Annotated in this window: 23 protein-coding genes and 1 pseudogene; 14 read left to right on the top strand and 10 right to left on the bottom strand. The window is 57.1% G+C overall.

Going from position 1 to position 25,411, the window contains the following annotated elements; genetic code table 11:
- Window positions 1-57: 57 nt before the first annotated feature.
- Both FNY10_RS08025 and FNY10_RS08020 read left to right on the top strand, forming a co-directional pair.
- Window positions 58-1,509 carry a tagaturonate reductase gene (locus FNY10_RS08025; RefSeq protein ID WP_160704943.1) on the top strand — a complete coding sequence of 484 codons (1,452 nt, stop codon included), beginning with the start codon at window positions 58-60 and terminating at the stop codon, window positions 1,507-1,509.
- Window positions 1,510-1,803: 294 nt separating this feature from the next.
- Window positions 1,804-2,244: a GNAT family N-acetyltransferase gene (locus tag FNY10_RS08020; RefSeq protein ID WP_160704944.1), complete on the top strand. Its 441-nt coding sequence runs from the start codon at window positions 1,804-1,806 to the stop codon at window positions 2,242-2,244.
- Window positions 2,245-2,483: 239 nt separating this feature from the next.
- On the opposite strand, the gene tam is transcribed toward FNY10_RS08020, so the two are convergent.
- From tam to FNY10_RS08005, 3 genes are all read right to left on the bottom strand, one after another.
- Window positions 2,484-3,248: a trans-aconitate 2-methyltransferase gene (gene tam, locus FNY10_RS08015; protein WP_160704945.1), complete on the bottom strand. Its 765-nt coding sequence runs from the start codon at window positions 3,246-3,248 to the stop codon at window positions 2,484-2,486.
- A 177-nt stretch (window positions 3,249-3,425) separates the two neighbouring features.
- A complete protein-coding gene (locus tag FNY10_RS08010) occupies window positions 3,426-3,716 on the bottom strand; it encodes a hypothetical protein (RefSeq protein WP_004862141.1) in 291 nt (96 codons plus the stop codon).
- Window positions 3,717-3,944: 228 nt separating this feature from the next.
- Window positions 3,945-5,135 (bottom strand): MFS transporter, encoded by a 1,191-nt coding sequence (locus FNY10_RS08005; RefSeq protein WP_100683734.1) that lies wholly within the window; start codon window positions 5,133-5,135, stop codon window positions 3,945-3,947.
- 201 nt (window positions 5,136-5,336) lie between these two features.
- On the opposite strand from FNY10_RS08005, the gene FNY10_RS08000 reads away from it, so the two are divergent.
- The 4 genes from FNY10_RS08000 to FNY10_RS07985 all read left to right on the top strand — a co-directional run bounded on the left by FNY10_RS08000 (window position 5,337) and on the right by FNY10_RS07985 (window position 8,461).
- Entirely contained in the window at window positions 5,337-5,783 is a 447-nt protein-coding gene (locus FNY10_RS08000; RefSeq protein WP_131050372.1) for a glyoxalase, read from the top strand.
- Complete coding sequence (locus FNY10_RS07995) at window positions 5,780-6,325, top strand: GNAT family N-acetyltransferase (protein WP_131050388.1); 546 nt, start codon at window positions 5,780-5,782, stop codon at window positions 6,323-6,325. Before FNY10_RS08000 ends, FNY10_RS07995 begins: the two co-directional genes overlap by 4 nt.
- Window positions 6,326-6,446: 121 nt before the next feature.
- Window positions 6,447-7,067, top strand: a complete 621-nt coding sequence (locus FNY10_RS07990; RefSeq protein WP_160704946.1) for a LysE family translocator — start codon at window positions 6,447-6,449, stop codon at window positions 7,065-7,067.
- Between the two features lie 224 nt (window positions 7,068-7,291).
- Complete coding sequence (locus FNY10_RS07985; RefSeq protein ID WP_160704963.1) at window positions 7,292-8,461, top strand: YbfB/YjiJ family MFS transporter; 1,170 nt, start codon at window positions 7,292-7,294, stop codon at window positions 8,459-8,461.
- On the opposite strand, the gene FNY10_RS07980 is transcribed toward FNY10_RS07985, so the two are convergent.
- Entirely contained in the window at window positions 8,458-9,300 is an 843-nt protein-coding gene (locus FNY10_RS07980; protein WP_160704947.1) for a LysR family transcriptional regulator, read from the bottom strand. The genes FNY10_RS07985 and FNY10_RS07980 overlap by 4 nt on opposite strands.
- Before the next feature lie 91 nt (window positions 9,301-9,391).
- On the opposite strand from FNY10_RS07980, the gene FNY10_RS07975 reads away from it, so the two are divergent.
- Window positions 9,392-10,513, top strand: coding sequence for a nitronate monooxygenase (locus FNY10_RS07975; protein WP_160704948.1), 1,122 nt, complete (start codon window positions 9,392-9,394; stop codon window positions 10,511-10,513).
- Here the strand turns inward: FNY10_RS07975 and FNY10_RS07970 are convergent.
- The 4 genes from FNY10_RS07970 to FNY10_RS07955 are packed head-to-tail and all read right to left on the bottom strand — an operon-like array spanning window position 10,510 to window position 13,820.
- On the bottom strand, window positions 10,510-11,169 hold the full coding sequence (locus tag FNY10_RS07970) for a methionine ABC transporter permease (protein ID WP_160704964.1): 660 nt from the start codon (window positions 11,167-11,169) through the stop codon (window positions 10,510-10,512). The two genes, FNY10_RS07975 and FNY10_RS07970, sit on opposite strands and share 4 nt — an antisense overlap.
- Window positions 11,166-11,957: a methionine ABC transporter ATP-binding protein gene (locus FNY10_RS07965; protein ID WP_141964589.1), complete on the bottom strand. Its 792-nt coding sequence runs from the start codon at window positions 11,955-11,957 to the stop codon at window positions 11,166-11,168. Before FNY10_RS07965 ends, FNY10_RS07970 begins: the two co-directional genes overlap by 4 nt.
- The gene (locus FNY10_RS07960; protein ID WP_160704949.1) at window positions 11,954-12,760 is read right to left on the bottom strand and encodes a MetQ/NlpA family ABC transporter substrate-binding protein; all 807 of its coding nucleotides are present in this window, start codon (window positions 12,758-12,760) and stop codon (window positions 11,954-11,956) included. The genes FNY10_RS07965 and FNY10_RS07960 overlap by 4 nt, the downstream gene beginning before the upstream one ends.
- Before the next feature lie 31 nt (window positions 12,761-12,791).
- Window positions 12,792-13,820, bottom strand: a complete 1,029-nt coding sequence (locus tag FNY10_RS07955; protein ID WP_160704950.1) for an isopenicillin N synthase family dioxygenase — start codon at window positions 13,818-13,820, stop codon at window positions 12,792-12,794.
- 285 nt (window positions 13,821-14,105) lie between these two features.
- Between FNY10_RS07955 and FNY10_RS07950 the strand changes: the two genes are divergently transcribed.
- Window positions 14,106-14,387: a VF530 family DNA-binding protein gene (locus tag FNY10_RS07950; RefSeq protein ID WP_131050367.1), complete on the top strand. Its 282-nt coding sequence runs from the start codon at window positions 14,106-14,108 to the stop codon at window positions 14,385-14,387.
- Window positions 14,388-14,418: 31 nt separating this feature from the next.
- Here the strand turns inward: FNY10_RS07950 and FNY10_RS07945 are convergent, their stop codons facing one another.
- Entirely contained in the window at window positions 14,419-15,384 is a 966-nt protein-coding gene (locus FNY10_RS07945) for an AraC family transcriptional regulator (RefSeq protein WP_160704951.1), read from the bottom strand.
- Between the two features lie 108 nt (window positions 15,385-15,492).
- Here FNY10_RS07945 and FNY10_RS07940 point away from each other — a divergent pair, with 108 nt between their 5' ends.
- Window positions 15,493-16,692 (top strand): MFS transporter, encoded by a 1,200-nt coding sequence (locus tag FNY10_RS07940; protein ID WP_100683716.1) that lies wholly within the window; start codon window positions 15,493-15,495, stop codon window positions 16,690-16,692.
- A 12-nt stretch (window positions 16,693-16,704) separates the two neighbouring features.
- On the opposite strand, the gene FNY10_RS07935 is transcribed toward FNY10_RS07940, so the two are convergent.
- The gene (locus tag FNY10_RS07935; RefSeq protein WP_416309066.1) at window positions 16,705-17,190 is read right to left on the bottom strand and encodes a GNAT family N-acetyltransferase; all 486 of its coding nucleotides are present in this window, start codon (window positions 17,188-17,190) and stop codon (window positions 16,705-16,707) included.
- A 304-nt stretch (window positions 17,191-17,494) separates the two neighbouring features.
- Between FNY10_RS07935 and oxlT the strand changes: the two genes are divergently transcribed.
- The 5 genes and pseudogenes from oxlT to FNY10_RS07915 all read left to right on the top strand — a co-directional run bounded on the left by oxlT (window position 17,495) and on the right by FNY10_RS07915 (window position 25,402).
- Entirely contained in the window at window positions 17,495-18,769 is a 1,275-nt protein-coding gene (oxlT, locus tag FNY10_RS07930; RefSeq protein WP_160704953.1) for an oxalate/formate MFS antiporter, read from the top strand.
- Between the two features lie 119 nt (window positions 18,770-18,888).
- Window positions 18,889-19,047: pseudogene (locus FNY10_RS26830) on the top strand (GNAT family N-acetyltransferase); the annotation flags it as partial.
- Window positions 19,048-19,659: 612 nt separating this feature from the next.
- On the top strand, window positions 19,660-21,111 hold the full coding sequence (locus tag FNY10_RS07925; protein ID WP_100683834.1) for a circularly permuted type 2 ATP-grasp protein: 1,452 nt from the start codon (window positions 19,660-19,662) through the stop codon (window positions 21,109-21,111).
- Complete coding sequence (locus tag FNY10_RS07920; protein ID WP_202395528.1) at window positions 21,111-22,061, top strand: alpha-E domain-containing protein; 951 nt, start codon at window positions 21,111-21,113, stop codon at window positions 22,059-22,061. Before FNY10_RS07925 ends, FNY10_RS07920 begins: the two co-directional genes overlap by 1 nt.
- Entirely contained in the window at window positions 22,058-25,402 is a 3,345-nt protein-coding gene (locus FNY10_RS07915; RefSeq protein ID WP_160704954.1) for a transglutaminase family protein, read from the top strand. The genes FNY10_RS07920 and FNY10_RS07915 overlap by 4 nt, the downstream gene beginning before the upstream one ends.
- The last annotated feature ends 9 nt before the right edge of the window (window positions 25,403-25,411 follow it).

The raw sequence follows: 25,411 nt of genomic DNA, 5'->3' as shown, positions 1-25,411 counted from the left end.
GTTAAGTTATTACACCAATTGCACAGGTTGTATGACCACTCTACGAGGGAACCTATTGTGAAAACATTAAACCGTCGTGATTTTCCCGGCGCGCAGTATCCTGAACGTATCATCCAGTTTGGTGAAGGTAACTTTCTTCGGGCATTTGTCGACTGGCAGCTTGATCTGCTGAATGAGCATACCGACCTGAACGCCGGTGTGGTGATTGTGCGCCCGATAGAAAGCGCGTTTCCTCCCTCGCTGAGTACCCAGGATGGGCTGTACACCACCATTATCCGCGGTTTGAATGAACAGGGCGATGCGGTCAGCGAAGCGCGTCTGATCCGTTCGGTCAACCGGGAAATCAGCGTTTACGCTGACTACGACGCGTTCCTGCAGCTGGCGCATAACCCGGAGATGCGTTTTGTGTTTTCCAATACCACGGAAGCCGGCATCAGCTACCACGCTGGCGATCGGTTTGACGACGCGCCAGCGGTGAGCTGTCCGGCAAAACTGACCCGGCTGCTGTACGAGCGTTACAGCCACTTCGCCGGCGCGAAGGATAAAGGCTGGATTATCATTCCTTGCGAGCTGATCGATTATAACGGCGAAGCGCTGCGTGAACTGGTGCTGCGCTATGCCGATGAATGGGCGCTCCCGGCGGCATTTATGACCTGGCTGCAGGAGGCAAACGCCTTCTGCTCAACGCTGGTTGACCGTATCGTGACGGGCTACCCGCGCGATGAGGCCCAGGCTATCGAAGTGCAGCTGGGTTACAAAGACGGTTTTCTCGCCACCGCCGAACATTTCTATCTGTTTGTTATCCAGGGGCCAGCATCGTTGGCCGCTGAACTGCGACTGGATAAATTGCCGCTTAATGTCCTGATTGTTGATGATATTAAACCGTATAAAGAGCGGAAAGTGGCGATTCTTAACGGCGCACATACCGCGCTGGTGCCGGTCGCCTACCAGGCAGGGCTGGATACCGTCGGCGAAGCCATGAGCGACCCGCAGATCTGCGCCTTCGTCGAGAAAGCGATTTATGCCGAGATTATTCCAGTACTCGACCTGCCGCGGGCTGAACTGGAGTCTTTTGCTCGCGCGGTAACAGGGCGTTTTCGTAATCCGTATATCAAACATCAGCTGCTCTCCATTGCGCTAAACGGCATGACCAAATTCCGTACCCGCATTCTGCCGCAGCTGCTGGCAGGGCAGGAGAAATCAGGTAAACTACCGCCGCGTCTGACCTTTGCGCTGGCGGCATTGATTGCCTTCTATCGCGCAGAGCGCAATGGCGAAAGCTATCCGGTGCAGGATGATGCCGAATGGATGACCCGTTTCCAGACGCTGTGGGCGCAGCATCGTGATGCGCGGCTCAGCACCGCTGAACTGGTGAAAGCGGTGCTCTCGGTGACCTCTCATTGGGAGCAGGACCTGACGCAGGTTAACGGCCTGGTTGAACAGGTGACGCAGGATCTTGACGCCATTCTGCTGCGCGGGATGCGCGAAGCGGTGAGGCCGCTGTGTTGATCTAAAGTGCTGGTCTAAACCGTTGATTGCAGGTGACCCGGCCACGGCCGGGTTCTTTATCAACCCAACTTAGTTACAACATACAAGAAGCCTGAATAAAAAAACGCTGCCGGTCTGTAGCACCTGAAACGACTAGCGCTCAGCAGCGGAAAATGCGCTTACAGAAAAAGACGAATAACGGCAAATCGTGTCTGCGGCGCTTGAAGAAATAGCGGGGCAGGAAAATAATAGGCTATCGTAACTGCACTGTGTCAGTCGCTCGCCCGTGCCGTTCGGGCATCAGGAGATAAAACAATGGTTGTTGATATTCGTGAAGTCTGCGCGCAAGACAAATCGTCATGGCTGCTGCTCTGGGAAGGCTATACCTCTTTTTATGGCAGCCCGCAGCCGGCCGATGTCACGGAATATACCTGGCAGCGTTTGCTGGACCGCCACTCGCCGGTGCTGGGTCGTGTGGCCGTGGTTGACGATAGCGTGGTGGGGTTTGCGATTTGTGTTCTCCATGAAGGAACCTGGGTGAAAACTCCGATTTGCTATCTGGAAGACTTGTTCGTCGATCCGCAGGTCCGGGGCCGCGGCATCGCCCGCCAGTTGATGCAGGCATTACGGGCGGAGGGCAAAGCGCAAGGATGGTCGCGTCTTTACTGGCATACGCGCACCGACAATCCGGCCCGCCGACTGTATGATGAATTCACTCCCGCCGATGATTACGTGCGTTACCGCATCACCTGTTAAGACAGGTTAGAAGAAAGGCCGTTGTTCAGCGTCGCCTGGCGGCTGAAAACAACTCAGGAGAATCAAAATGGAAAAACGCATCGACACCGCCATTAACCTGATTATGTTTCTTTCGCTGCTGGCCACCGCGTGGGATCTCTCGCTGGTGCACCATCTTTCCTGGTAACCACAACAAGCAAAACAATACCGACGCCCGGCGACACAGCACGCATTGGCTATGTCGCCGGACGTCTCGGCCATCAGAGGCGCGGTTTACGCTGCGCGACAATAAACAGGCGCGGGAACAGTAGCAAAACCTTTCCGTTACACTGTAACGGATAGTGCTGCTGCAACAGCGTCAGATAGCGCTGCAGAAAAGCCTCCTGCTGCCCGGCATCGAGCGGTTGCAGATAGGGGCGAAGTCCCGTGGATTGCAGCCAGTCGATAATCGCCTGGTGCGACTCCAGCGGGTGATAATATGTCGTTCGCCAGATATCCACCTCGCAACCGCAGGCGCTAAGAATATCGTAATACGCCTGCACGCCCGGCAGCGGATGACGTCCGTTCTCCGGGAACCCCATCTCCTGGGCGACCTGGCGCATCAGCCGATGGGAAGGTTCCTGCCAGTTGTCCGGCATTTGTACCGCCAGCATGCCGTTATCCGCCAGTTGATTCACCAGATGTGGAAACAGGCTTTCATGATCCGTCAGCCACTGGAGCGATGCATTGGCATAGAGAAGATCGGCCGGCCGTTCGGGTTGATACTGGCGAATATCGGCGGCGACGAAGCGGCAGGTTGGTAGCGCCCGGGCGGCGTCTTCGAGCATCGCCGGCGAACTGTCAACGCCGATCAGCGTCGCTTCCGGCCAGGCCTGATGTAGCAAAGCGGTGCTGTTGCCGGGACCGCATCCCAGGTCGACGGCGAATGTGACGGGATGCCGGGCAATACGGGTGACTAATTCCGCGGCGGGGCGCGTACGTTCAGCGCCAAACTTCAGATAGAGCGAGGGATTCCAGTCGGCCATGGGTGACTCCGGGTAAAATATACGCGTTCACCAGCATAGAGGGCAATGTCGGCAGATTAAACGTCTTTTCATCGCTATGAGGAAATTGTCGCCATTTTTGTGACAATGTCACGCATGCGATGAGCGGGCGGCAGGGAGTACGCATGGCCATGCCGGGGAGCCCGGCATGGGCGTGAGTTAATCGCTCTCTTTGAGCGCTTCGGCGCGTTTTGCCGTGGCATAGACGAAATCCAGCATCGGCTCCAGATCGGTGTCATATCCGGCCTGGATAATTTTACCGCGTAGCCATTCGATTTCGCTGGTGATATCCGGGTGGAAGATATTATTGTCCTGAGCTTTACGCAGCCATTTCAGCAGGAAGTTGTTCTTTCCCCTGATTCCCCCCGATTTTTTTGATTTACCATGAATTTTCAGCGCGACTAAGATGCAGTAATAGAAATGAACGCGCTGATTAAAGCTTTGATGCATTTGCGTATTTCCCGCCAGGCTCAAGAACTCACCATCGTGGTCAGTGATTTGGATTGGGTTACGTCACGGGCCGGATCTTTTATTGCGCGATCTCTGGTATGCCACCCGCCACGTCAGTGCGCCTGTAACCAGACGTGACAAGGATGTTGGCACGGATGCCGAATCGCCGTCAATTATTGATTAGTTTTTTAGCGGAACCGGCAACCAGAGGCTGCCGGAGACCCTCTTTCATAGGTGGCGCAAACCGACGCGTTGCTGCAGATAAATGCGTAAAACCAGTAGGAATGCCAGCACAACGACCACCGCGGCCAACAGATAAATCGTATCCAGAGCATAATACCCGGCGACCCAGCCCGCGACGGGACCCGTCAAACCGAGCGCCAAATCGAGAAAGGCCGAATAGGTTCCCAGCGCCGTACCCTGGTTTTGTTCTTCAACCTGTCTGACCGCTTCCACCCCCAGCGCCGGGAAAACTAAAGAGAAACCGGAACCGGTCAGCAGCGCGCCGAGGCCGGCTATCCATGCACAAGGCGCCAGCCAGATAATCACCAGCCCGAGAGATTCGACAACGAAGCAGACCAGAGAGACGCGAACGCCGCCGTAGCGGGTAATCATATTACCCGCCACCAGGCGCACGCAGATAAACCCGGCGCTAAACAGCGAAAGGGTAAATGCCGCACCTTGCCAGCGATGTGCGGAAAAGTAGAGCGTGATAAAGGTTGCGATAACCCCGAACCCCACGGTCCCCAGGGCCAGACCCAGGCCATAAGGCCAGATTTTGCGCACCACCACATGGAACGGCGCCCGAACACCGGCGGTGACGCTGACATCCTGGCGCGTACGGGCAAAGAGCAGGCCAACCAGGGCCACCACGACGACCACGGCGGCAAAACCGCTGATACCAAAGTTGCTGTTCAGCATCACGCCGAGCGGCGCGCCAACCGCCATCGCCACATAGGTCGCCACGCCATTCCACGAGATCACCCGCGAAGTATGCATCGCCCCCACGGTTTTAATGCCCCACAGCGTAGCCCCCGTCGCGGTAAAGCTTTCACCGACGCCAAGAAAAAGACGGCCTATCAGCAAAGCGCTAATCGCCAGCAGCGGCACCGGTTGCAGCGCCACCGCAACGAGAGTGAACAGCCCGCTCAGCAGACAGCAGACGATCCCAAGACTGACGACTTTTTTGGGTCCCCAGATATCCGTATAACGTCCAGCGTGCGGGCGGCTGAACAGCGTAGAGATGTACTGCAGGCTGATAACAACACCGGCGATAAGCGTACTGTATCCCAGCTGGTAATGGATATAGCCAGGCAAGACGGCGAGCGGCAGACCGATAGAGAGATAGCAGATACAGGTAAAAACGACGATCGAAATAATGCGTAGATTGAGTTGCGTATTACTGACTGAAGAGGTCATAACATCATGGTATTTCAAACGAAGGTGTGAGCAGCATAGCGCAGACCCGGTCATCCGGACGAGCACAGGATGCGTTTTCCCGTTGTTTTAGCCAAACCCACCAAAATTAGTCCCCGGACAAGACGAATCTGTGCAAGTCTGCGTATTCAATGTATAAATTTTCTGCCGACTCTATTTCTGTGTTCACCCTCAGGAGGGAACATGACAAAAGATTTCACCGATATCGCCGTGCTGTTTGTTGCAGGATTTGGTCCCATCACGCAAAACACCGCGCTGAGCCATACCTTTTATGGCGAGACGTTAGGTTTACCTTTGCAACGGATGGCGGGCAACGATGACTATCTGCTGACCGAACAGGATGCGCTGGCGGGAGTGAAACATTTTGCCCTCTGGCCGCTGTCTCAGGCGGCGACTTCCTGCTTTGGCAGTGAACAGTGGCCGGCAGATCTGCCCATCCCGCAGGCATGGATAGAATTTGAAGTCCGCGATATCCAGACCGCCACCGACGTGCTGATCGCCAAAGGATACCGGCTGCTGATTGCCAACCGGGAAGAGCCATGGGGTCAGACCGTCACCCGCCTGCTCAGCCCGGAAGGACTGCTGACCGGCGTCACGATTACGCCATGGCTACGCGAGGAGACGCGGTGAAAGCGCCGCTCTTGATAACCAACAGACTACGGCTGGTCCCGCTGGTCAAAGACGACGCGCCTCAGATTCAGGCTGTCTTCCCGCAATGGGAAATCGTGCGTCATCTGGCGGCCAGTTTTCCATGGCCATTCCCGGACGACGGGGCATCTCGCTATGTGAACACGATTGCCTTACCGGCCGCCGAAAAGGGTAGCGGCTGGTTCTGGACGATTCGCCGCCAGGCCGCCCCGGAGCAACTTATCGGTCTGATTACGCTATCCGACCAGGTGGATAACAATCGCGGGTTCTGGCTGGATCCGGCCTGGCAGCGTCAGGGATTGATGACGGAAGCCTGCCGCTGTGTGACCGATTTCTGGTTTAACACCCTCCATCGGGAGGTGCTGCGGGCGCCCAAAGCCCGCGACAACGATGGCTCGCGGAAAATATCGATCAACAGCGGCATGCGCCTGATTCGCGTAGAGCAACAGCAGTTCACCGCGGGTAGGCTGGATGCGGAGTTGTGGGAAATCACCCGCGATGAGTGGAACCGTCTGGCGCGCTGAAAAGCGGGCGGCCCGCGACTATAATGGCGACGGGCCGCGGCGAAACGCCGTCGTTAACCCGCGTGATTTGATTGCCAGGACGGACCATTTTCCATAGAATCAACCCTTTCGGAGAGAGCAAATGTCCGTTGCCGATGCCCTTCTGGCTTATTCCTTAGCCGCGTTACTTCTGACCTTAACCCCTGGCCTTGATACCGCGCTAATCCTCCGCACCTCAACCGTCGAAGGTGGCAAAAAAGCCTTTCAGGCGGCCCTGGGTATCGATACCGGTTGTTTTATCTGGGGCGCAATCGTTGCTTTCGGTTTAGGCGCGTTGCTTGCGGCATCGGAAGTCGCCTATAACATCCTGAAATGGTGCGGAGCGGCCTATTTATGCTGGTTAGGCTTTCAGCTTCTGCTTCGTCCACGCCGGGCCTTTGATACGCCGCAGGTTGCCGCGTCTTCTGGCCGTAACTGGTTTGTAAAAGGGATGCTCGGAAACGTCCTCAATCCCAAAATGGGGGTATTTTACGTCTCCTTTTTACCGCAGTTTATCCCCGCAGGGCACTCGCCGGTTATCTGGACCTTCCTGCTGGTCGCCATCCACGTGTTGATCGGCACGCTGTGGTCGCTAACCCTGATCCTCGCGACCCGTTATGCCTCCGGGCTACTCAAAAGGCCGCGTTTTATCCGGTGGATGGATCGCATCACCGGCGGGGTGTTTATGCTCTTTGCCGCCAGACTGGCACTCAGCCATCGTTAGTTGCCCCAGGGGGCAGCAGGCCCCCCGAATTTCTCTGCCGCGTTGACCACCACACTTCGCCGTTCAGCGAAGCATCTTTATCAGGCTCCTCTACTGTGACAGTCGACGGCGGGCGCGATCTACGTATCTTGCTCGCCGGTCTTTTTCTTACCATAATAAAAAGAGAACAATATTAAAATATGGTTCTCTTTCTGAGATTAAATGCGACGGAGCAGGATGTGAATATGACCCCACAGCGGACCGAGCGTCAGGCTTTGCGGCTGGCGCTGGCCGGTTCAGTCGTGCTGATTATCGGCATGGGATACGGGCGTTTTGCCTATACCGGGATTCTGCCGGTTATGCTGGATGAGCAGATCCTGTTGCTGCGGCAGGGGAATCTGGCAGCCTCGGTCAACTACGCGGGCTATCTGATCGGGGCGCTGTTGCTGTCGAAAGCCCGGCCGGCGGACAGCACCCGCCTGACTCTCGCCTCGGTGGTATCCACGTTAGTATGTCTGGCGCTACTGGCGTGGGTGAAGTCGCCTTTAGCCATAATCCTTATCCGCGGGCTGGCCGGAGTGCTGAGCGCAGTGACGCTGATCGCCGGCTCGCTATGGCTCCTCCAGCATATGAAACACCCTCATGGCGCGCCGGTACTCTTTTCCGGCGTTGGGATGGGGATCTTTTTATCCGCCGAATGTATTTCGCTGGCAAAATACGTCTCGCTCTCCAGCCCACAAATCTGGCTTATCTGCGCCGCGAGCGCAACGATCCTCTTTTTACTGGTCGTGCGCCTGCTGTTGACGCCGGCTGATGCGGCGCTGGCCTGGCCGCAGCCGTCACCGGCGATAACCGGGACGGATGGAAAAACCGCCGATGCCTGGCGATTACTGGCGATATATGGTTTTTCTGGCTTTGGTTACATCATTACCGCGACCTACCTGCCGCTGTTTTTATCCGGCTCGCTGGCGCAGATCGATCCCGTGCAAATCTGGGCGCTGTTTGGGCTTGCGGCGGTACCTTCATGCTTTATCTGGCACAAACTGGTTATCAGGCTGGGCTTCCGGCGGGCGCTGACCGCCAATCTGCTGACACAGGCGGCGGGCGTTGTGTTGCCAGCTCTCAGCCAGGGATTACTCGCTTGCCTGCTCAGCGCGCTGCTGGTCGGTTTTACCTTTATGGGCACCGTTACCATTGCACTTGCGGAAGCCAGAAGGCTGAACCATCGGGTAAAATTTAACATGATCGCGGCGATGACGGCCACCTACGGCGTCGGGCAGATTATCGGGCCCGTTGTCGCCGGGGCGCTGCATAACCTGACGGGAGCGTTTACTCCCTCACTGATGGCGGCGGCAGCGTCTCTGTTTCTGGCGGCGGGGCTGGTTGCGGTCAGGTCAGGGCGCGCGCACCCTTAAAACGATGCGGCTGACATCAGCAGCTGCCGCATTTCACTGAGCGCAGGGGACATCGACTCCCGGCGCCAGATGAGCTGAGTCTGCGCCTGCTGAACCGGTTGAATCTGGCACTCGTCAGGCAGGGGCAGGATATCGATGACGCTTTGCGGCAGGATAGCGCTATAGCCGCCGGACGCAATGCAGGCGCTCATGGCGTGGTATGAGCCCACATCCTGAACCTCGATGCGCCGGTCGGCGGCGAAAAACGCTTCCCCGATCGCCCGATAGCTGCAGCCCCTGGGGAAGGCGGCGAGCCTGATCTCCGCGTGACCCGGTGGGCTCACCAGCATCAGTTGCTCGACAAAAACGGGGAGTGCGTCGATCTCTGTCGGGCAGACCAGCTTACCGTCAGCGCTCAGCGGCAAACTGACCAGCGCGCAGTCGAGGACGGCACGCTGCACCAGCTCAGTCAACTGCTGCGTAGGCTGGGTATGCAGCGTCAGCTCGACCTGCGGACAGATCGCGCGAAACCGTGGAAGAAGGTGAATTAGGCGGCTGGCGGCGCTCGCTTCCATGGACCCCAGGCGCAAGCGCCCGGCGGGTTTCGACGGGTGCAGCGCTTGTTTCGCCTCTTCGCCAAGGCTCAGTATTCTTAGCGCGTAGTCGAGGAACTGCTTTCCGGCGCAGGAGAGCGCCATTTTTTTATTGCCCCGCACGAACAGCTCAACGTCCAGCTCTTCTTCCAGCTGTTGGATGCGCGTGGTGATATTCGATTGCGCACGGCCCAGCTTTTTTGCTGCCCGGGTGATGCTTTGCTCTTCCGCGACAATTTTAAAGATCTGTAACGTGGTGTGGTTCATGTTTTTCTTCTAAATATGGAAATGATATTGATCTTAACATCTCAAAAAGAGATGTTAAACATTCGGTATCACACATTCAGACAGGGTGACTATGCACAATCGCTTAACGCAGAGACTGGATATTGCTTATCCCATTATTCAGGCGCCAATGGCCGGCGTCTCAACGCCAGAGCTGGCCGCCGCGGTGAGCAACAGCGGCGGGCTCGGCTCTCTGGGGCTGGGAGCCGCGACCGTTTCCCAGGCCGAAGCGCTGATCGCGCGTACCCGGAATCTGACCACAGGGCCCATCAACGTCAATCTGTTTTGCCATGCGCCGGCGCGCCGGGACCCGCACACGGAAGCGCGGTGGATAGCGCTGTTGCGCCCGCTATTCGCCCGTTTCGGCGGGGAACCGCCCGAGACGCTGACGGAAATCTATCACAGTTTCCTTGCGAACCAGCCGATGGCCGAGCTGATACTGGACCTCGCACCTGAAGTGGTCAGTTTCCACTTCGGTGTGGCGGATAAGACACTCATTCGCCGCCTTAAGGAAAAAGGCGTGGCGATCATGGCCAGCGCCACCAGCGTAAACGAGGCGCAACGGGCCGTCGCCCAGGGCGTCGATATCGTGATTGCGCAGGGGTATGAAGCCGGAGGCCATCGCGGGATCTTCGATCCTCATGGCGACGATCGGCAAATGAGGACCTTGACGTTGCTCCAGGCGCTACAGCGGACGCTGTCGATACCGGTTGTCGCCGCAGGGGGGATTATGGACGGCGCCGGGATCCGCAGCCTGCTGCAGCTGGGCGCAGAAGGAGTTCAACTGGGGACCGCGTTCCTGCTGTGCCCGGAATCGGCTACCGACGCCGGATATCGTCAGGCGCTGAGTACTGAACCGCCGCCACAAACCGTGATGACCGCGGCGATTTCCGGCCGCCCGGCGCGCAGCATTGATAATGCATTTTGTGAAATCGGCAGGCGTCATCCCGGAGTGCTACCTCCCGACTACCCGGTGGCCTACGACGCGGGGAAAGCGCTGGCGGCCGTGGCGAGAGCGCAGGGCGAGTGGGGATTTGGGGCGCAATGGGCAGGAGAGGGTGTCGCGATGATCCGGGCGCTGCCGGCGGCTGACCTGATGCAGGCGCTGATCCGTGAAGGCGGTTTTTGCACTCAGCAGCCGCGGCGGGATGGCGACCTGCCGCGACTGCCGATGTCCGACCGTGCGGATGTCTAGCGACGGTGGGCCAGGCGGCGAACCAGACGGTCTCCCGCCATCTGCACGCCCTGCACGAGAGCCACCAGAATCAGCACCGTGCCGACCATCACTTGATCATTAAAGCGCTGATAGCCATAGCGAATCGCCAAATCGCCCAGTCCGCCGCCGCCAATGACGCCAGCCATTGACGAGAAGCCAATCAGCATAACGATAGTCAGCGTGACGCCCGCCAGCAGGGTTGGCAACGCTTCCGGCAGTAGCGATTTAAAAATCACATGCCAGACCGTACCGCCCATCGACAAAATGGCTTCAATACGACCGTAATCCACTTCGTCGAGCGCGTTTTCCGTCAACCGGGCGAAAAAAGGGAAGGCGCCAATCGTCACCGGCACCACTGCCGCGGTACTCCCGAGCGTAGTGCCGATAATCAGTCGGGTAAACGGGATCAGGGCGATCAGCAGCACGATAAACGGCAGCGAGCGACCAAAGTTAATCACCGCCCCCAGCAGGGCGTTGAGTTTCGGCATCGGCAGTAGGCCGTTTTTGCGCGAAATAAACAGCACCACGCCGACAGGCAGGCCGAGCAGAACGGTAAATAGCGCCGCCAGACTCACCATATACACCGTGTCCAGCGTACCTTCCATCAGCAGCGGCCAGAGTTCATCCCAGCTCATGCGACTGTGCATAATGGCCTCCGGTGATAACCGTGACGAGCGAGAAAATCACGTTCCGACTGCGGATCGTGCAGCAATGACTGGCGCAGTTTCGACCACGGTGCCACCAGCAGTTCGGCGATACTGCCGCTTTCGACGATCTCGCCATTTTCCAGCAGCGCGGCGTGGTCGCACAGGGTTTTGACCACCTCCAGCTCATGGGTGATCAGCACAATCGTCAGATTCAGGCGCTGATTAATATCCGCCAGCAGCGCCAGCACCGAGGCGGTGGTCTCGGGATCCAGGGCGCTGGTCGCCTCGTCGCACAGCAGGACATCCGGCCTTGCCGCCAGCGCCCTTGCGATACCGACGCGCTGCTTTTGCCCGCCCGAAAGCTGGGAAGGGAACGCATGCGCTTTATCGCTAAGCCCGACCAGCTCCAGCAGTTCCGCCACTCGCGTCTGACGCGCCGTTTTGGCCATGCCGGCGATTTCCAGCGGCACAGCGATGTTGTCGGCGACGTTGCGCGCGTGCAGCAGGTTAAAATGCTGGAAGATCATCCCGGTGCGCAGACGGTAAGCGCGCAGCGCGGCTTTATCCATTTGCGTAATATCCTGTCCGTTCACAATAATGCGGCCCGATGTGGGCCGCTCCAGCAGATTCAGGCAGCGGATCAGCGTACTTTTGCCCGCGCCGCTGCGCCCGAGGATGCCGTAAATCGCCCCCTTCGGCACATGCAGCGACACCTTGTTCAGCGCCGGTCGGCCTGCTCCGGCATAGGTTTTACTCAGCCCGATGGCGTCAATCATGCTTTCGGGGCCACCGGGATAACCGATCCGTTATAACGCTGACGGATAAAGTCAGCCACCTGCGGCGAAGTCAGGTCTTTTGCCAGCTGTTTGATGCGTGGGTCGTTTGCCAGAGAGGGGGTGGTGACCAGAATGTTGGCATAAGGGTTATGGCTGGCGCTCTCAAGGCCCAGCGCGTCTTTTGCCGGCGTCAGCCCGGCTTCCAGCGCATAGTTACCGTTGATCACGGCCAGATCGACATCATCGAGAGAGCGCGGGATCTGCGGCGATTCAATTTCCAGAATCTTCAGATGTTTCGGGTTTTCGACGATGTCTTTTGGCGTCGCCAGCGTCGTGGCCGGGTCGGTGAAGGTGGAGGCCAGTTTGATCAGCCCCTGGCTTTGCAATAAGAACAGCGCACGGCTCAGGTTGGTGGTGTTATTGGGCACCGCGACGGTGGCATTTTCCGGCAGCGAAGCGAAGTCTTTGTGCTTGCGCGAATAGATGCCCAGCGGCTCAATATGGACCGTGGCGGCGACGGCGAAGGTCTTGCCCAGCGCCTTTTCCTGATCTTTCAAATAGGGAACGTGCTGGAAATAGTTCGCATCCACGTCGCCGTTTGCCAGCAGTTCATTGGCATTCACGCCGCTGGTCAGTTCAACCACCTTCAGCTCCAGACTGGGGTCGATTTTTTTGATGTAGTTAAGTATTTCCGCATGCGGAACCGGGTCCGCCGCGACGCGTAATGCGGCGGCCTGCGCTGAGGTCCAGGCTAAAGAGAGAGACAGAGCGACCCCTGCCAGTTTAAAAGCGGCAATTTTCATGGTGTTTTCCTTTATCTTTGAGTTTTTATCTTTAAACGATCGGTTGCGCGGCGCGTTCGCGAAACACATCCTGGTAGTAACGCTCAGCCACATCCGGGTGGGAGCGCAGGCGGCCCTTCAGGTAATTCCAGCCCACTTCGCGCAGCAGCGGATTCTGCGGGTCGCTGTCCGGCCCGAGCGCTTCCTGCGCCAGCTCTGGCGGAAGGGTATAGACCGGGACGGTGGCATCCAGCTGCGCGCCGAGGAAAAAGGCGATGGAGAGGCGCTCCAGGTGCGCTGGCGGAGACACAACCCGATGCACGGTGGCGCGCAGATAGCCATTGGTGGCCAGCTCCAGCAGTTCGCCAATATTGACGACAAAGCTGCCGGCCAGCGGGGTTGCGTCGATCCATTGTCCGGGAGCCACTTCCACCTGCAGACCCTTTTGCTCATCCTGAAGCAGGAAGCTGAGGAACCCGGAGTCCTTATGCGCGCCGACGCCCTGATGGCTTTGCGCCTCATGCTGACCGGGATAGCGGATCAGTTTGATATGCTCGTTGGGTTTATTGCCATACAAGGTGTCAAAGGCGTCATCAGGCAGCGCCAGCGCTTCAGCAAAGGCGCGCAGCAGGGTGGTGCCGACCTGGGTCATGGCGCGCTGCCAGCTGAGCAGCGTGGGTTTCAGCGTCGGCAGGGCTTCCGGCCACAGGTTAGGCCCCTGCAGGCGCTGCCAGCGCGGCGCATCGTCATTAAGATGCAGCGCCGGACGCTCGGCGCCAATATCAAATTGTTCTCGCCAGTCTGGCTGCCCGCGGGTCAGCTCCGATGCGGCGCGGTTGTAGCCGCGAAAGTGAGGGGAATGAATCATTGCGACCGGCTGTTTTTGCTCATCAGACAGGGCAAAAAAGCGGCGGGATTGCTGCTGGACAGCCTGTTGTAAGGCATCGTCGACGCCATGATTGATCAGATAAAAGAAGCCTATCTCGCGGGCCGCATAGCGAAGGTCGGCCAGAAAAGCCGTTTTCTCAGCCGGATCGGCGTAGCGAGCAAGATCGAGAATCGGCAAGGTCGTTGCGTTCATTGTGTTCTCCGAAGACAGCGTTCAGGGAAGAGCGTTTATTCAGGTTCAGGGTTCGGGGACAACAACAGCGCATGGCGATTTCCTCATTCTGTGGGGTGAGCACAGCTTGCCTCAACGGCAAATAATCAACCAATAACCTTCTTTTCTAATTTATGACCGCGCGGGGTTCTGTGCTTTTGCGAATAATGGATAAAGGCGGCGCCAACTCTCTTTCTGCCTTGCACAGGGGCGAGGTAGCCAGTATGGTGTGCGACATTTCTCAGGTATTCAGGATTCAACATCGCAATGCAGCCTTCCAAAGATCCTCTTCATGGCGTCACCCTCGAGGCTTTACTGAACGCCCTGGTGGCGAGGTATGGTTGGGCCGGACTGGCACAACGGATCACTATCAACTGTTTTAAGAGCGACCCGAGCATCAAATCGAGCCTCAAATTTTTACGTCGGACCCCCTGGGCGCGCAAAGAAGTTGAAGAACTGTATATTGATTCGCTGTCCGAAGCCGATACGGCAAAAGAGGACCTCCCGGCGGATAATCCGTGGGCTAACTGGCAGAATAAAAAAGAGTAGGGTGTAGCCCTGGTGTGAAGGTGCGAAGAGGTTACAGCACCGTCTCGCCACGCAGCGCGCCCGGCGCTTTGCCGGTGATGCGTTTAAAGGCGCGGCTGAAGGCGGCCAGCGAGCTGTATCCCAGGCGGAAGGCAACCTTTTCCAGGGGCAGACCTTCATCAGAAATATACTGTGCGGCCAGCCGCATCCGCAGTTCCGTGAGGTAACGCGCGGGTGTGGTACCGGTGGCGGCGAGGAAACGCTCCGCAAAAACGGAACGCGAGGTCCCGGCCTCACGAGCAAGCTCGGCGACTTTCCAGTTGACGCCAGGCTGCTGATGCATCGCGTAGATAGCTCTGGCGAGTTTGGGATCGCGCAGCACCTGTACCCAGCCGGTGGCGTTGCCGCAGCCGCACTCCACCCAGCCGCGAACAATCAGCGCCGCCACTACATCGGCAAGTCGCGCCAGAATACCGGCGTAGCCCGCCTGCCGGGTGAGCGATTCGCGCTCCATCGCCAGCAGCAGCGGGTGGATTTCGGGCCAGGTTTTCAGCAGACGGCTGACCAGCATCACTTCCGGCATCGCTTTGACCAGCGGCTGCATGCCCCCCAGTTCAAAATCCATGCAGCCGCTGAAGATGACGGTATTTTCCGTCTCTTCCGTCTCTTCCGTCTCTTTCTGCACGCCATCATGCTTGACGCAGCACACCGTCGCGCAGACCGGTTCGCTGGCTAACTGCACTACATCAATCACCTGCGCCTGGTCATCGGAGATTAACGCATGGCTCTCGCCGTTGGGAATAAACAGCGCATCGCCGCTTTCCAGCGTCAGCCGCTGGCCGCTGGCCATCCGCAGCAGCGCTTGTCCGCGACTGACGAAGTGGAACTGGGCTTTCCCCGACACGGAGTTGAAGGCCACCCCGAACGGGCAGCCGGTTTCGATACGACGGTAATTGACCCCGGAGAGGCGCATGCCGCGCAGGAGTTCACTGGTCAGGTCGAGGGTCTGGCGAGTCATCTACGTAATCCCGGACGAATTATCAATAATTGCAGAGTATGCATCATAGATCGTCCGACAGGAAAGCCCTAACCTTGGCGCGATGTTAATTAATCTGGAGAGATGTATATGAGTTCCTGCATAACTGCCGAAGAGGGAATGACCGCGGCCAAACCCGCATGGCGCGCGGTGTATGCTCTGGCATTGGGCGTTTTCGGCCTGATTGTTGCAGAGTTTCTTCCCGCCAGTCTGTTAACGCCGATGGCCGCCAGCCTTGGGGTCAGCGAAGGGATGGCGGGGCAGGCGGTGACCGCCACAGCCCTGGTGGCACTGGTGACCGGATTGCTGATCACCCCCGCGACCAAAAATATCGATCGCCGCTGGGTGCTGATGTTCTTTTCCGTCCTGCAGATCGTCTCCAGCCTGATGGTGGCCTTCGCCAGCTCGCTGGAGTTTCTGCTGCTGGGACGCCTGCTGTTGGGGATAGCGATCGGCGGGTTCTGGTCGATGTCGACCGCCACGGCGATGCGTCTGGTGCCTGCCGCATGGGTGCCGAAAGCGCTGGCGGTGATCTTCTCCGCCGTGTCGATAGCCACCGTGGTGGCGGCGCCGCTGGGCAGCTATCTGGGCGGTTTGATCGGCTGGCGCAGCGTCTTTATTCTCTGTACGGTCCCCAGCGTACTGGCGCTGCTGTGGCAACTGTGGGTACTGCCCTCAATGCGTCCGGAAAGCGTCGGCAGTTTTGCTACGCTGTTTAAGGTTCTGCGCCGTCCCGGCATGGTCGGCGGGATGCTGGCCACCATTTTAATCTTCAGCGGACATTTTGCCTTTTTCACCTATCTGCGGCCGTTCCTGGAAACCGTCGCCCAGGCCAGCGTCGAAGGCGTTTCACTGATTCTGCTCGGATTCGGGGTGGCGAACTTTATCGGCACCTCTCTTGCCGGGCATCTGCTGAGTCGCAGCCTGCGTTTAACGTTGGCGCTGGTTCCGCTGGTCATGAGCGTGCTGGCGCTGATGATGGTGACCTTCGGCCACATCGCACTCCTCGACGGACTGCTGGTCGCCATGTGGGGCTTTGCCTTCGGCCTGGTGCCGGTCGGCTGGTCAACCTGGCTGGCGACGACGGTACCGGATGAAGCAGAAAGCGCGGGCGGACTACTGGTTGCCTCTATTCAGCTGGCTATCAGCGCCGGGGCGGCCGGCGGTGGGGCGGTGTTTGATCTCAACGGCGCCAGCGGCGTCTTTACCGGCAGCGGTTTACTCCTGCTCAGCGCCATGATTATTGTTTTTGCCGGTGTGCGGGTGACATCCCCGGCCAGCGAAAAATAAACCCGCGCCGCGTCAACGATGCGCCTGCGGGCGCATTTTCTTCGCCGCCTGTTGCGGCCACGCCCCTTTGCGTTCCAGCAGGCGATACGCGCCCTCGTCGCTTACCCCTTCGTCAATCGTGATAAAGCCGCTGGCGGCATAAAACGCCAGCGCGTTGCGATTACGCGTCAGGCACTTGAGTCGATAGCCGTGCTCTTGCCAGCCGGGTAGCGACTGCAGCAGCATTTTGCCCACTCCGCATCCCTGACGGGCGGGAGCGACATGCAAATGGTGAATAAAGTGGTCTGGCAGCCAGACGGCAATAAACCCGGCCAGCTCTCCCTGCGGATCGTGCGCCAGCCAGATCGTTTCACCTTCCGTCTGCTTTTCCAGATCGGTTAAGCGAAAATCGGTGACGTTCAGCCACGTAAACGTATGACACCGCGATAAAAGGAACAGCCGCTGTAATGCTGGCCAGTCATGACGAGTTGCCTGACGAACGGAAATAGTCAATCTCACTCCTTTCTCTTTCTCTGCCTGAACCCGGAACATTCCCGGTGGCGGCGAGGCGATTATAGCCAATCTCCCTTTTTATCTGCACGCCGGGCGCACAAAAACCGCACTTCGGCGGTGCAGGGCAACGCCAGGTTGAACCCGCGAAGATAAATAAAATATTGATAAATAACAAATAGGCAACGTGGCATGGTTAATGCTTAGCACTGTAAGTATTGGGATGCGCAGGGGACGACCGGGGTTTCAAGGACCCCATCACCGTCGCGGCCGTCATTTTTGATTTGTGGCTAGCGGATTACTGGAGCTGATTATGACCGTTCTCAGAGAACCTTTGGTTGTCGCCAGATATGGCAAATGGACGCAACTCTCACTTGGCCTGATCTGTATGGCTTCGATATCCAGTCCACAATATGTCTGGACGCTGCTGACCAGACCGTTGACCGAGAAGCTGGGCGTCGGGTTGGCGGAATTACAGGTGACCTTTTCGCTGTTGATTATCCTGCAGACCTTTTTCTCGCCGTTTCAGGGACGGCTGGTTGAGCGCTTTGGCCCGCGACTGCTTATCTCTATCGGCACGGTCATGGCGGGGCTGAGCTGGGTTCTCTCGGCTCAGGTCAGCGGCCTGGCCGCGCTGTACCTCGTCTATGGCTGCCTCGGCGGTCTGGGTACCGGTATTGTCTATATCGGCGTCGTCGGTTTAATGGTGCGATGGTTTCCCCGCCAGCGCGGATTTGCCGCCGGTGCCGTCGCCGCGGGGTATGGCATGGGGGCGATTATGACCACCTTTCCGGTCTCCGTCTCGTTGAGCCAATACGGGCTGGAACAGACCATGACGGTCTTCGGCATCCTGTTTGCCGCCGTGGGATTTCTCGCCAGCCAGGGGCTGAAGCTGCCGCCTGATAGCGGTGCGTTGCCCGCCAGTCAGACCGTCGCGCAAAGTACCCGGCAATTCACTTCGCGTGAAATGCTGCGTGAACCGCTTTTCTGGCTGATGTTCGCCATGATGGCGATGATGTCGACCTCCGGACTGATGGTGACGTCGCAGATGGCGGTCTTCGCTGAAGATTTCGGCATCAGCAAGGCGGTAGTCTTCGGTATGGCCGCGCTGCCGCTGGCGCTGACTATCGATCGTTTTACCAATGGCCTGACGCGTCCGCTGTTCGGTTTTATTTCCGATCGCTATGGCCGTGAAAACACCATGTTTATCGCCTTTGCGCTGGAAGGGGTGGCGATGACCCTGTGGCTGGCCTGCCGGGACGATCCGATGCTGTTTGTCCTGTTGTCCGGCGTGGTGTTTTTCGGTTGGGGAGAGATTTTTTCGCTGTTTCCCTCTACGTTGACCGACACCTTCGGCAGCGAGTACGCGAGTTCGAACTACGGCTGGTTGTATATCTCGCAAGGGATCGGTTCGATCTTCGGCGGCCCGCTGGCGGCGCTGCTGTACCAGCATACTCAAGGGTGGGGCGTGGTCTTCAGCTGCGCGATAGGGCTTGATTTTGTTACCGCCGCACTGGCGATTGCGCTGCTGAAACCCTGGCGCTCGCGCTTTATCCGTAAGCACAGCGAGGCTGCCGTAATTCGTTAGTTCTCCCGACATTCACCCCGGTGACAGCCCGCCGCCGGGGTCATTCCTGATTATGCTTGCGCCACCGACAGCTGCCGGGTGCTGGCCGCATACCGGGAGAAAGGTCACTTTTTCGCTAACGCCAGTTAATGCAGACAATATGTGATGCGCAGTTACCCTACGGGAAGATTTTTATTTATTTCGTGGCGGATAAAACCGGATTTGAATTACTGACGACGGGGATGGTCTGCCTGAGCGATGGAAGTTTAGTTAAAATGCGTGAGCAGGGTTATATCCGTTGCCGCTCACCCGCGGCGAAGGGCAGGGAATGCCTTTTACACCGATCGGCCTGGCAGGTCTGCTCAGGAAGTTGCATAACATCTCATATCATTCAACCACAGTGAACATTGTCGCGCAGATAATCAGGCAGAAGCAAAAACAATGCTTCGTTTTGGTGCCCCACTAAATTTTTCATGCATCATCGTGATGCAAAGCAGATCCGCAGTACACCACAACTCATTTCATATCTTGTTAATATTAAAGTAATTAATTAATGGCATGCTTTGTGCTTATCTTTGTAACAGAGGATAAAAAGCGTGGGGGAATTTTAATCTTTCTTTGTGGCGACCATAAGCAGTACCGATGTTATTGCCGGCGAGGAGTAGACAATCAACGTTGTCATTATGGGGTTTGAAACGGATCTCAGTATTCATATTCACCGTTATTTTTAAACAGGATACCTGATTCACACATAGCCCTGTTAACCGCATTGTTACGCGGATAATTATTTTGTATTGCCGTTGCTAACAACGTCACGACCCTTTTGAGGAGATAAAAGGGGCCCGGACTGAGTTCTGCGCAGGTGCAGCATATACTGTCACGATCGGCGATTTCACAAGGATACAATGCTGATGCATAAACTCATAAAAAATTACGAAGCCGACATCTTTTTCGATGAGCTGATCGACCATGAGGGCAATCCACGCCTTTCCGCGCAACGTCTGATTCAATGTCTTGATTCTCTTCCTCCGGATGAACTGGAGAAACGTCGTCTGACGGCAGAGGCGACAATTCAGGAGATGGGGATTAGTTTTACGGTCTATACCGATAAAGGAAATATCGACAGGATCTGGCCATTCGATATTATTCCCCGCATCATTGATGCGAAAGACTGGGCGATCGCGGAAACCGGACTGAAGCAACGTCTTACCGCCCTGAACCGCTTTATTGATGACCTGTATAATGAACAAAACTGCATCAAAGATGGAATTATTCCTGAATATATTATTAAGGAATCTAAAAATTTCCGTCCTGAGTGCGTTGGCATGTCACCGCCTTATGGCGTATGGGCGCATATTTGCGGCACCGATTTAGTGCGTGATGAAACAGGGCAGTTCTACGTCCTGGAAGATAACCTGCGGGTACCATCCGGCGTCTCGTATATGCTGGAAAACCGCGCCATTACCAAGCGCGTTCTGCCTGAACTGTTTGAAAGCGACGATATTAAGCCGGTTGATGCCTATCCTGCGCAACTGCTGGAAACCCTGACAGCCCTGTCGCCCCGCCAGGTTGAACGCCCGGAAATTGTGGTGCTGACCCCGGGTATTTATAACTCGGCCTACTTCGAGCACGCTTTCCTGGCCCAGCAAATGGGGGTGGAACTGGTCGAGGGTGCCGATCTGTTTGTCGGCGACGACGACTGCGTCTATACCAAAACGATCTACGGCCCGGAACGGGTGGATGTGATTTACCGACGTATTGACGATTTGTTCCTCGACCCGGAAGCCTTTCACCCTGATTCCGTTCTCGGGGTTCCCGGCCTGATGCGGGCATGGAAAGCCGGAAACGTCGCGCTGGCCAATGCGCCGGGAGCAGGGGTTGCGGATGATAAAGTCGTCTATGCGTATGTGCCGGCTCTGATTCGCTACTATCTGGACGAAGAGCCTATTCTCCCTAATGTCGAAACCTACCTCTGTCAGAATGACGACGATCGCGAATACGTGCTGCAGAATCTGGATAAGCTGGTGGTTAAACCGGCCAACGAGTCCGGCGGTTACGGCATGCTGGTGGGGCCGCATTCGACCAAAAAAGATCAGCAGCTGTTTGCCGAACTGATTCAGGCGAATCCACGTAATTATATCGCTCAGCCGACGCTGAAGCTTTCCACCGCCCCGGCGCTGATCGCCAAAGATTATCTCGAGCCACGCCATCTTGATTTACGCCCGTTTATTTTGCAAAGCAAAGAGACTTACGTGACGACCGGCGGGTTGACGCGGGTGGCGATGAAAAAAGGTTCGTTAGTGGTTAACTCATCGCAGGGCGGTGGGAGTAAGGATACCTGGATCGTGGAGAGCAAAAGATAATGAATATGCTATCAAGAGTTGCCGCGCGCCTGTACTGGAGCGCGCGTTATCTGGAGCGAGTGGAAAATATCGCGCGGTTAGTCAGCGTGTATGACGATCTGCTTTACGATCTGCCGCGAGACATCGCCGTATCCTGGTATAACCTGATTGAAATTAACAGCGGCGTCGCGTTATTTGGCCAGCGCTACAAAGTTAAAGACGAACGCAATGTGCTGAAGTTTCTGCTGGCCGACGAGAGCAATCCCGATTCTCTGCTGTCGTCTTTAAAAATGGTCCGGGAAAATATTCGTACCAGCCGCGATGTTGTGCCGGGAGAGATGTGGGAACTGATCAATGAGCTGGATCTCTACGCCCGGCAGAATATCCGCCTTGGTATCAACCGCTCTGAACGGCATACCTACCTCAATACCATCATTGAAGGATGTCAGAAAATTATTGGTTTACTGACCGGTTCGATGAGTCGTGATGCCGGCTGGTATTTTCTGAACATGGGACGCTATCTTGAGCGCGCCGATATGAATACGCGCATTCTTGACGCCGCGAACTCCCTGATGATGCAGGCGCGTGAGGAAGAGAGCATTAAGTTAGGCCAGGTCGTGTGGTCGAAGGTACTGAAATCGCAAAGTGCCTATCTCAGTTTTCGCCGGGTGATGCGCTGCTCGATTAAAGGCTCGCTGGTGGTCACGCTGCTCCTGACGGACAGGCATTTTCCCCGTTCGCAGCGCTTTTGCCTGGAGCAGATCAAACTGGCTGCCGCTGAACTGCCGCGGGCGTCAGCCGTTTCGGAGCACATCGACAGTTTGCTGCTTGCGACCCGGGGCGTGGATCACTCCCACGATCTGAACCGCGAGTTCAGCCTCTATCTTAATGAAATCCAGCTCAGCCTGATTGCGCTTCATCACCTGATTACCGATAACTGGTTTCATTTCCTGCAAGGAGATGCCGTATGACCATCCGGGTAGCGATTCAACATAAAACGACCTATGACTTCGACCGTTTGATCAACGTGGCGCCACATATTTTGCGTCTGCGGCCTGCGCCTCATTCACGTACCCATATCCATGGCTACTCCCTGAAAGTGACGCCAGAGGACCATTTTATTAACTGGCAGCAGGACCCGTTCGGTAACTATCAGGCGCGGCTGGTGTTTCCTGAAAAAGTGAAGCGCCTGGAGTTTGCGGTGGAGGTGATCGCGGATATGACCGTGATCAACCCGTTTGACTTCTTTATCGAAGAGTATGCCGAGAATTTCCCCTTTGCCTATGATGCCTTGATGCAAGAAGAACTTGCGCCTTATCTCAAGGTCACCGAGCAGTGTCCTGAACTGGAGGCGTGGCTGGCAAGCGTTGATTGCGAGGAAATGGTGCCTATTGTGACCTTCCTTGTGCAGCTCAATAGTCGGCTGGCCAACGAAATTGACTACGGTATTCGCCTTGAACCCGGCGTGCAGAGTTGCCAGGAGACGCTGACGTTGAAAAAAGGCTCCTGCCGGGATACCTCGTGGTTGCTGGTACAGATACTGCGTAATCTGGGGCTGGCCGCGCGCTTTGCCTCCGGCTATCTGGTGCAGTTAACCGCCGATGTGAAAGCGCTGGACGGTCCGTCTGGCCCGGAACAGGATTTCACCGATCTGCACGCCTGGTGCGAGGTCTATTTGCCCGGAGCCGGGTGGGTAGGGCTCGACCCGACCAGCGGCCTGTTCGCCGGCGAAGGGCATATTCCTTTAGCCTGCACCGCCGACCCGCAGTCTGCGGCGCCGATTACCGGCGCAACCGACCCGTGCGAATGCGAGTTCAGCTATTCCAATATCGTCACCCGCATTCATGAAGATCCGCGGGTCACACGGCCTTATAGCGAAGATGAGTGGCTGAACATCAACGCGCTGGGGCGCGCCGTTGACGCCGAGCTGCAATCTAACGATGTGCGTCTGACGATGGGGGGCGAACCGACGTTTATCTCCATTGACGATATGGATTCCGCGCAGTGGAATACCGATGCGCTGGGTAAAGATAAATTACGCCTCGCGAAAGATCTGTTACTGCGCTTAAAAACGCAGTTTAGTCGCGGCGGATTTCTGCATTATGGTCAGGGCAAGTGGTATCCGGGCGAAGAGGTTCCGCGTTGGGCGCTCGGGTGCTTCTGGCGCACCGATGGCGAGGCGTTGTGGCACGATCAGGCGCTCTTAGCCCGCGTCGATCGGGATTATGGTCATACCCTTAGCGACGCGGAACGGTTTGGTCAGGCGCTATGCCAGCAGCTAGGCGTTGCCACCCGCTATTTGCAACCCGCTTATGAAGATTCGCTCTACTATCTGTGGCTGGAGCGTTCTCTGCCGGAGGGGGCCGATCCGAGGAGCGCAAATCTGAATCATGACCTCGAACGGCGGAGACTGGCGAGTTTACTTAGCCGCGGTATGGAAAACGCCACGGGCTACATCCTGCCTGTCGAATTCGATGGTACATGCTGGCAAAGTAGCCCCTGGCCAATGCGTGCCGGGCTGATTACGCTGATCCCCGGTGATAGCGCGATGGGTTATCGTCTGCCGCTCAATTCGCTGCCGCCATTAGCCGACGATGAGATCGTCGTCGAACGGGATCCTTTTGAACCTCGTGAACCCCTGCCGGTCTTTGCGATGGGAGGAGAGGCGGCCCCTGTCCGTGCCCGACAGACCTTGCAGCAACAAAAAACACTCGCCAACGGTACTAAAAACGTGGTCCGTACCGCGCTGTGTCTCGAACCGCGCGAGGGCAAGCTGCATCTGTTCCTGCCGCCGGTCACCCATCTCGAGAATTACGTGGCCCTGGTGCATGCCATCGAAGAGGCTGCCAGTGAACTGCAGCTGCCGGTGGTGATTGAAGGTTATGAACCGCCAAAAGATCCTCGCTTGCAGAAGCTGTTGTTGACCCCCGACCCAGGCGTTATCGAGGTCAATATTCACCCGGCCAGCCACTGGGATGAGCTGGTGCATAATATTGAAACACTCTACGAGCAGGCGCACCAGGCAAGGCTGGGTGCCGAGAAGTTTATGCTTGATGGCCGGCACACCGGTACCGGAGGGGGGAACCATGTCACCCTGGGCGGGAGTACGCCAGCCGACAGTCCGGTACTTCGACGTCCCGATCTCCTGCGTAGTCTGGTGACTTACTGGCAACATCATCCCGGTCTTTCCTATTTATTCTCCGGCATGTTTATTGGCCCAACCAGTCAGGCTCCGCGTCCGGATGAAGGGCGAGACGAAGCCCTCTATGAAATGGAAATCGCCTTCCAGAATATGCCGGAAGGGCTGGTTGATACACCATGGCTGGTGGACAGGCTGATGCGCAACCTGCTGGTGGATGTCACCGGCAATACCCACCGTTCAGAATTTTGCATCGACAAACTCTATGCGGCAGGCAGCAGTAGCGGCCGCCTGGGGCTGCTGGAGTTCCGCGGCTTCGAAATGCCCCCTCACGCTCGCATGTCGCTGGTGCAACTGCTGCTGCTCCGCTGCCTGGTGGCGCGTTTCTGGAAAGAACCGTATCACCAGCCGCTGGTCCGCTGGGGGACGCAGCTGCACGATAAATTTATGTTGCCGCATTTCGTCTGGCAGGATGTGAAAGAGGTGGTGGATGACCTGCAGCGTCATGGTTATCCCTTCAAACTGGCGTGGCTGTTGCCGTTTGAAGAGTTCCGTTTCCCGCACTATGGTCGTCAGCAAATTGATGATATTGAGCTGGAGCTGCGCTGGGCCATCGAGCCGTGGCATGTTCTGGGCGAGGAGGTGACGCTGTCCGGGACCTCGCGCTATGTTGACTCCTCGGTCGAACGTATACAGGTACGCCTGTCTGGTTTAACCGAAGGGCGCTACGTGCTGGCGTGTAACGGTCGCCGCGTGCCGCTGCGGGCGACCGGAAGACAAGGGGAGATGGTGGGGGCGGTACGTTATCGGGCGTGGGCGCCGCCGTCGGCGCTGCATCCGACGCTGGGGGTGAATACCCCGCTGGTGTTTGATTTGATTGATACCTGGAATGGTCTTTCCATCGGTGGCTGCACCTATCGTGTCAGCCACCCTGGCGGACGAAACTATGAGACGCGACCGGTCAACAGCAATGAAGCCGAAGCCAGGCGTGTCAATCGCTTCTGGGATCATGGTTTTACCCAGGGCGCATTGGTTCCCCCGCCGGCATTCAGCGCGCTCAGAACATTCTATGAGCATGAGCAGGTTCCCCGCCCGATGGCTCCGCCTGCTGAGGAACCTGGCGACGAATACCCTCATACTTTGGACCTTCGCAGGAAGTATACTAGGATTTAGTTTTGAGCC

The sequence above is a fragment of the Klebsiella sp. Lac1 genome (assembly GCF_009825425.1).
GTDB classification, from domain to species: domain Bacteria; phylum Pseudomonadota; class Gammaproteobacteria; order Enterobacterales; family Enterobacteriaceae; genus Klebsiella; species Klebsiella electrica.
The sequence above is the reverse complement of the archived record's forward strand: the minus strand, read 5'-3'. Positions and strand labels throughout refer to the sequence as shown.

Excerpts from the sequence above, each read along its gene's own strand:
- FNY10_RS08020 (WP_160704944.1), top strand. The coding sequence starts at position 1,804 with ATGGTTGTTGATATTCGTGAAGTCTGCGCGCAAGACAAATCGTCATGG.
- tam (WP_160704945.1), bottom strand. The coding sequence starts at position 3,248 with ATGGCCGACTGGAATCCCTCGCTCTATCTGAAGTTTGGCGCTGAACGT.
- FNY10_RS08010 (WP_004862141.1), bottom strand. The coding sequence starts at position 3,716 with ATGCATCAAAGCTTTAATCAGCGCGTTCATTTCTATTACTGCATCTTA.
- FNY10_RS08005 (WP_100683734.1), bottom strand. The coding sequence starts at position 5,135 with ATGACCTCTTCAGTCAGTAATACGCAACTCAATCTACGCATTATTTCG.
- FNY10_RS08000 (WP_131050372.1), top strand. The coding sequence starts at position 5,337 with ATGACAAAAGATTTCACCGATATCGCCGTGCTGTTTGTTGCAGGATTT.
- FNY10_RS07990 (WP_160704946.1), top strand. The coding sequence starts at position 6,447 with ATGTCCGTTGCCGATGCCCTTCTGGCTTATTCCTTAGCCGCGTTACTT.
- FNY10_RS07985 (WP_160704963.1), top strand. The coding sequence starts at position 7,292 with ATGACCCCACAGCGGACCGAGCGTCAGGCTTTGCGGCTGGCGCTGGCC.
- FNY10_RS07980 (WP_160704947.1), bottom strand. The coding sequence starts at position 9,300 with ATGAACCACACCACGTTACAGATCTTTAAAATTGTCGCGGAAGAGCAA.
- FNY10_RS07975 (WP_160704948.1), top strand. The coding sequence starts at position 9,392 with ATGCACAATCGCTTAACGCAGAGACTGGATATTGCTTATCCCATTATT.
- FNY10_RS07970 (WP_160704964.1), bottom strand. The coding sequence starts at position 11,169 with ATGAGCTGGGATGAACTCTGGCCGCTGCTGATGGAAGGTACGCTGGAC.
- FNY10_RS07965 (WP_141964589.1), bottom strand. The coding sequence starts at position 11,957 with ATGATTGACGCCATCGGGCTGAGTAAAACCTATGCCGGAGCAGGCCGA.
- FNY10_RS07960 (WP_160704949.1), bottom strand. The coding sequence starts at position 12,760 with ATGAAAATTGCCGCTTTTAAACTGGCAGGGGTCGCTCTGTCTCTCTCT.
- FNY10_RS07955 (WP_160704950.1), bottom strand. The coding sequence starts at position 13,820 with ATGAACGCAACGACCTTGCCGATTCTCGATCTTGCTCGCTACGCCGAT.
- FNY10_RS07950 (WP_131050367.1), top strand. The coding sequence starts at position 14,106 with ATGCAGCCTTCCAAAGATCCTCTTCATGGCGTCACCCTCGAGGCTTTA.
- FNY10_RS07945 (WP_160704951.1), bottom strand. The coding sequence starts at position 15,384 with ATGACTCGCCAGACCCTCGACCTGACCAGTGAACTCCTGCGCGGCATG.
- FNY10_RS07940 (WP_100683716.1), top strand. The coding sequence starts at position 15,493 with ATGAGTTCCTGCATAACTGCCGAAGAGGGAATGACCGCGGCCAAACCC.
- oxlT (WP_160704953.1), top strand. The coding sequence starts at position 17,495 with ATGACCGTTCTCAGAGAACCTTTGGTTGTCGCCAGATATGGCAAATGG.
- FNY10_RS07925 (WP_100683834.1), top strand. The coding sequence starts at position 19,660 with ATGCATAAACTCATAAAAAATTACGAAGCCGACATCTTTTTCGATGAG.
- FNY10_RS07920 (WP_202395528.1), top strand. The coding sequence starts at position 21,111 with ATGAATATGCTATCAAGAGTTGCCGCGCGCCTGTACTGGAGCGCGCGT.
- FNY10_RS07915 (WP_160704954.1), top strand. The coding sequence starts at position 22,058 with ATGACCATCCGGGTAGCGATTCAACATAAAACGACCTATGACTTCGAC.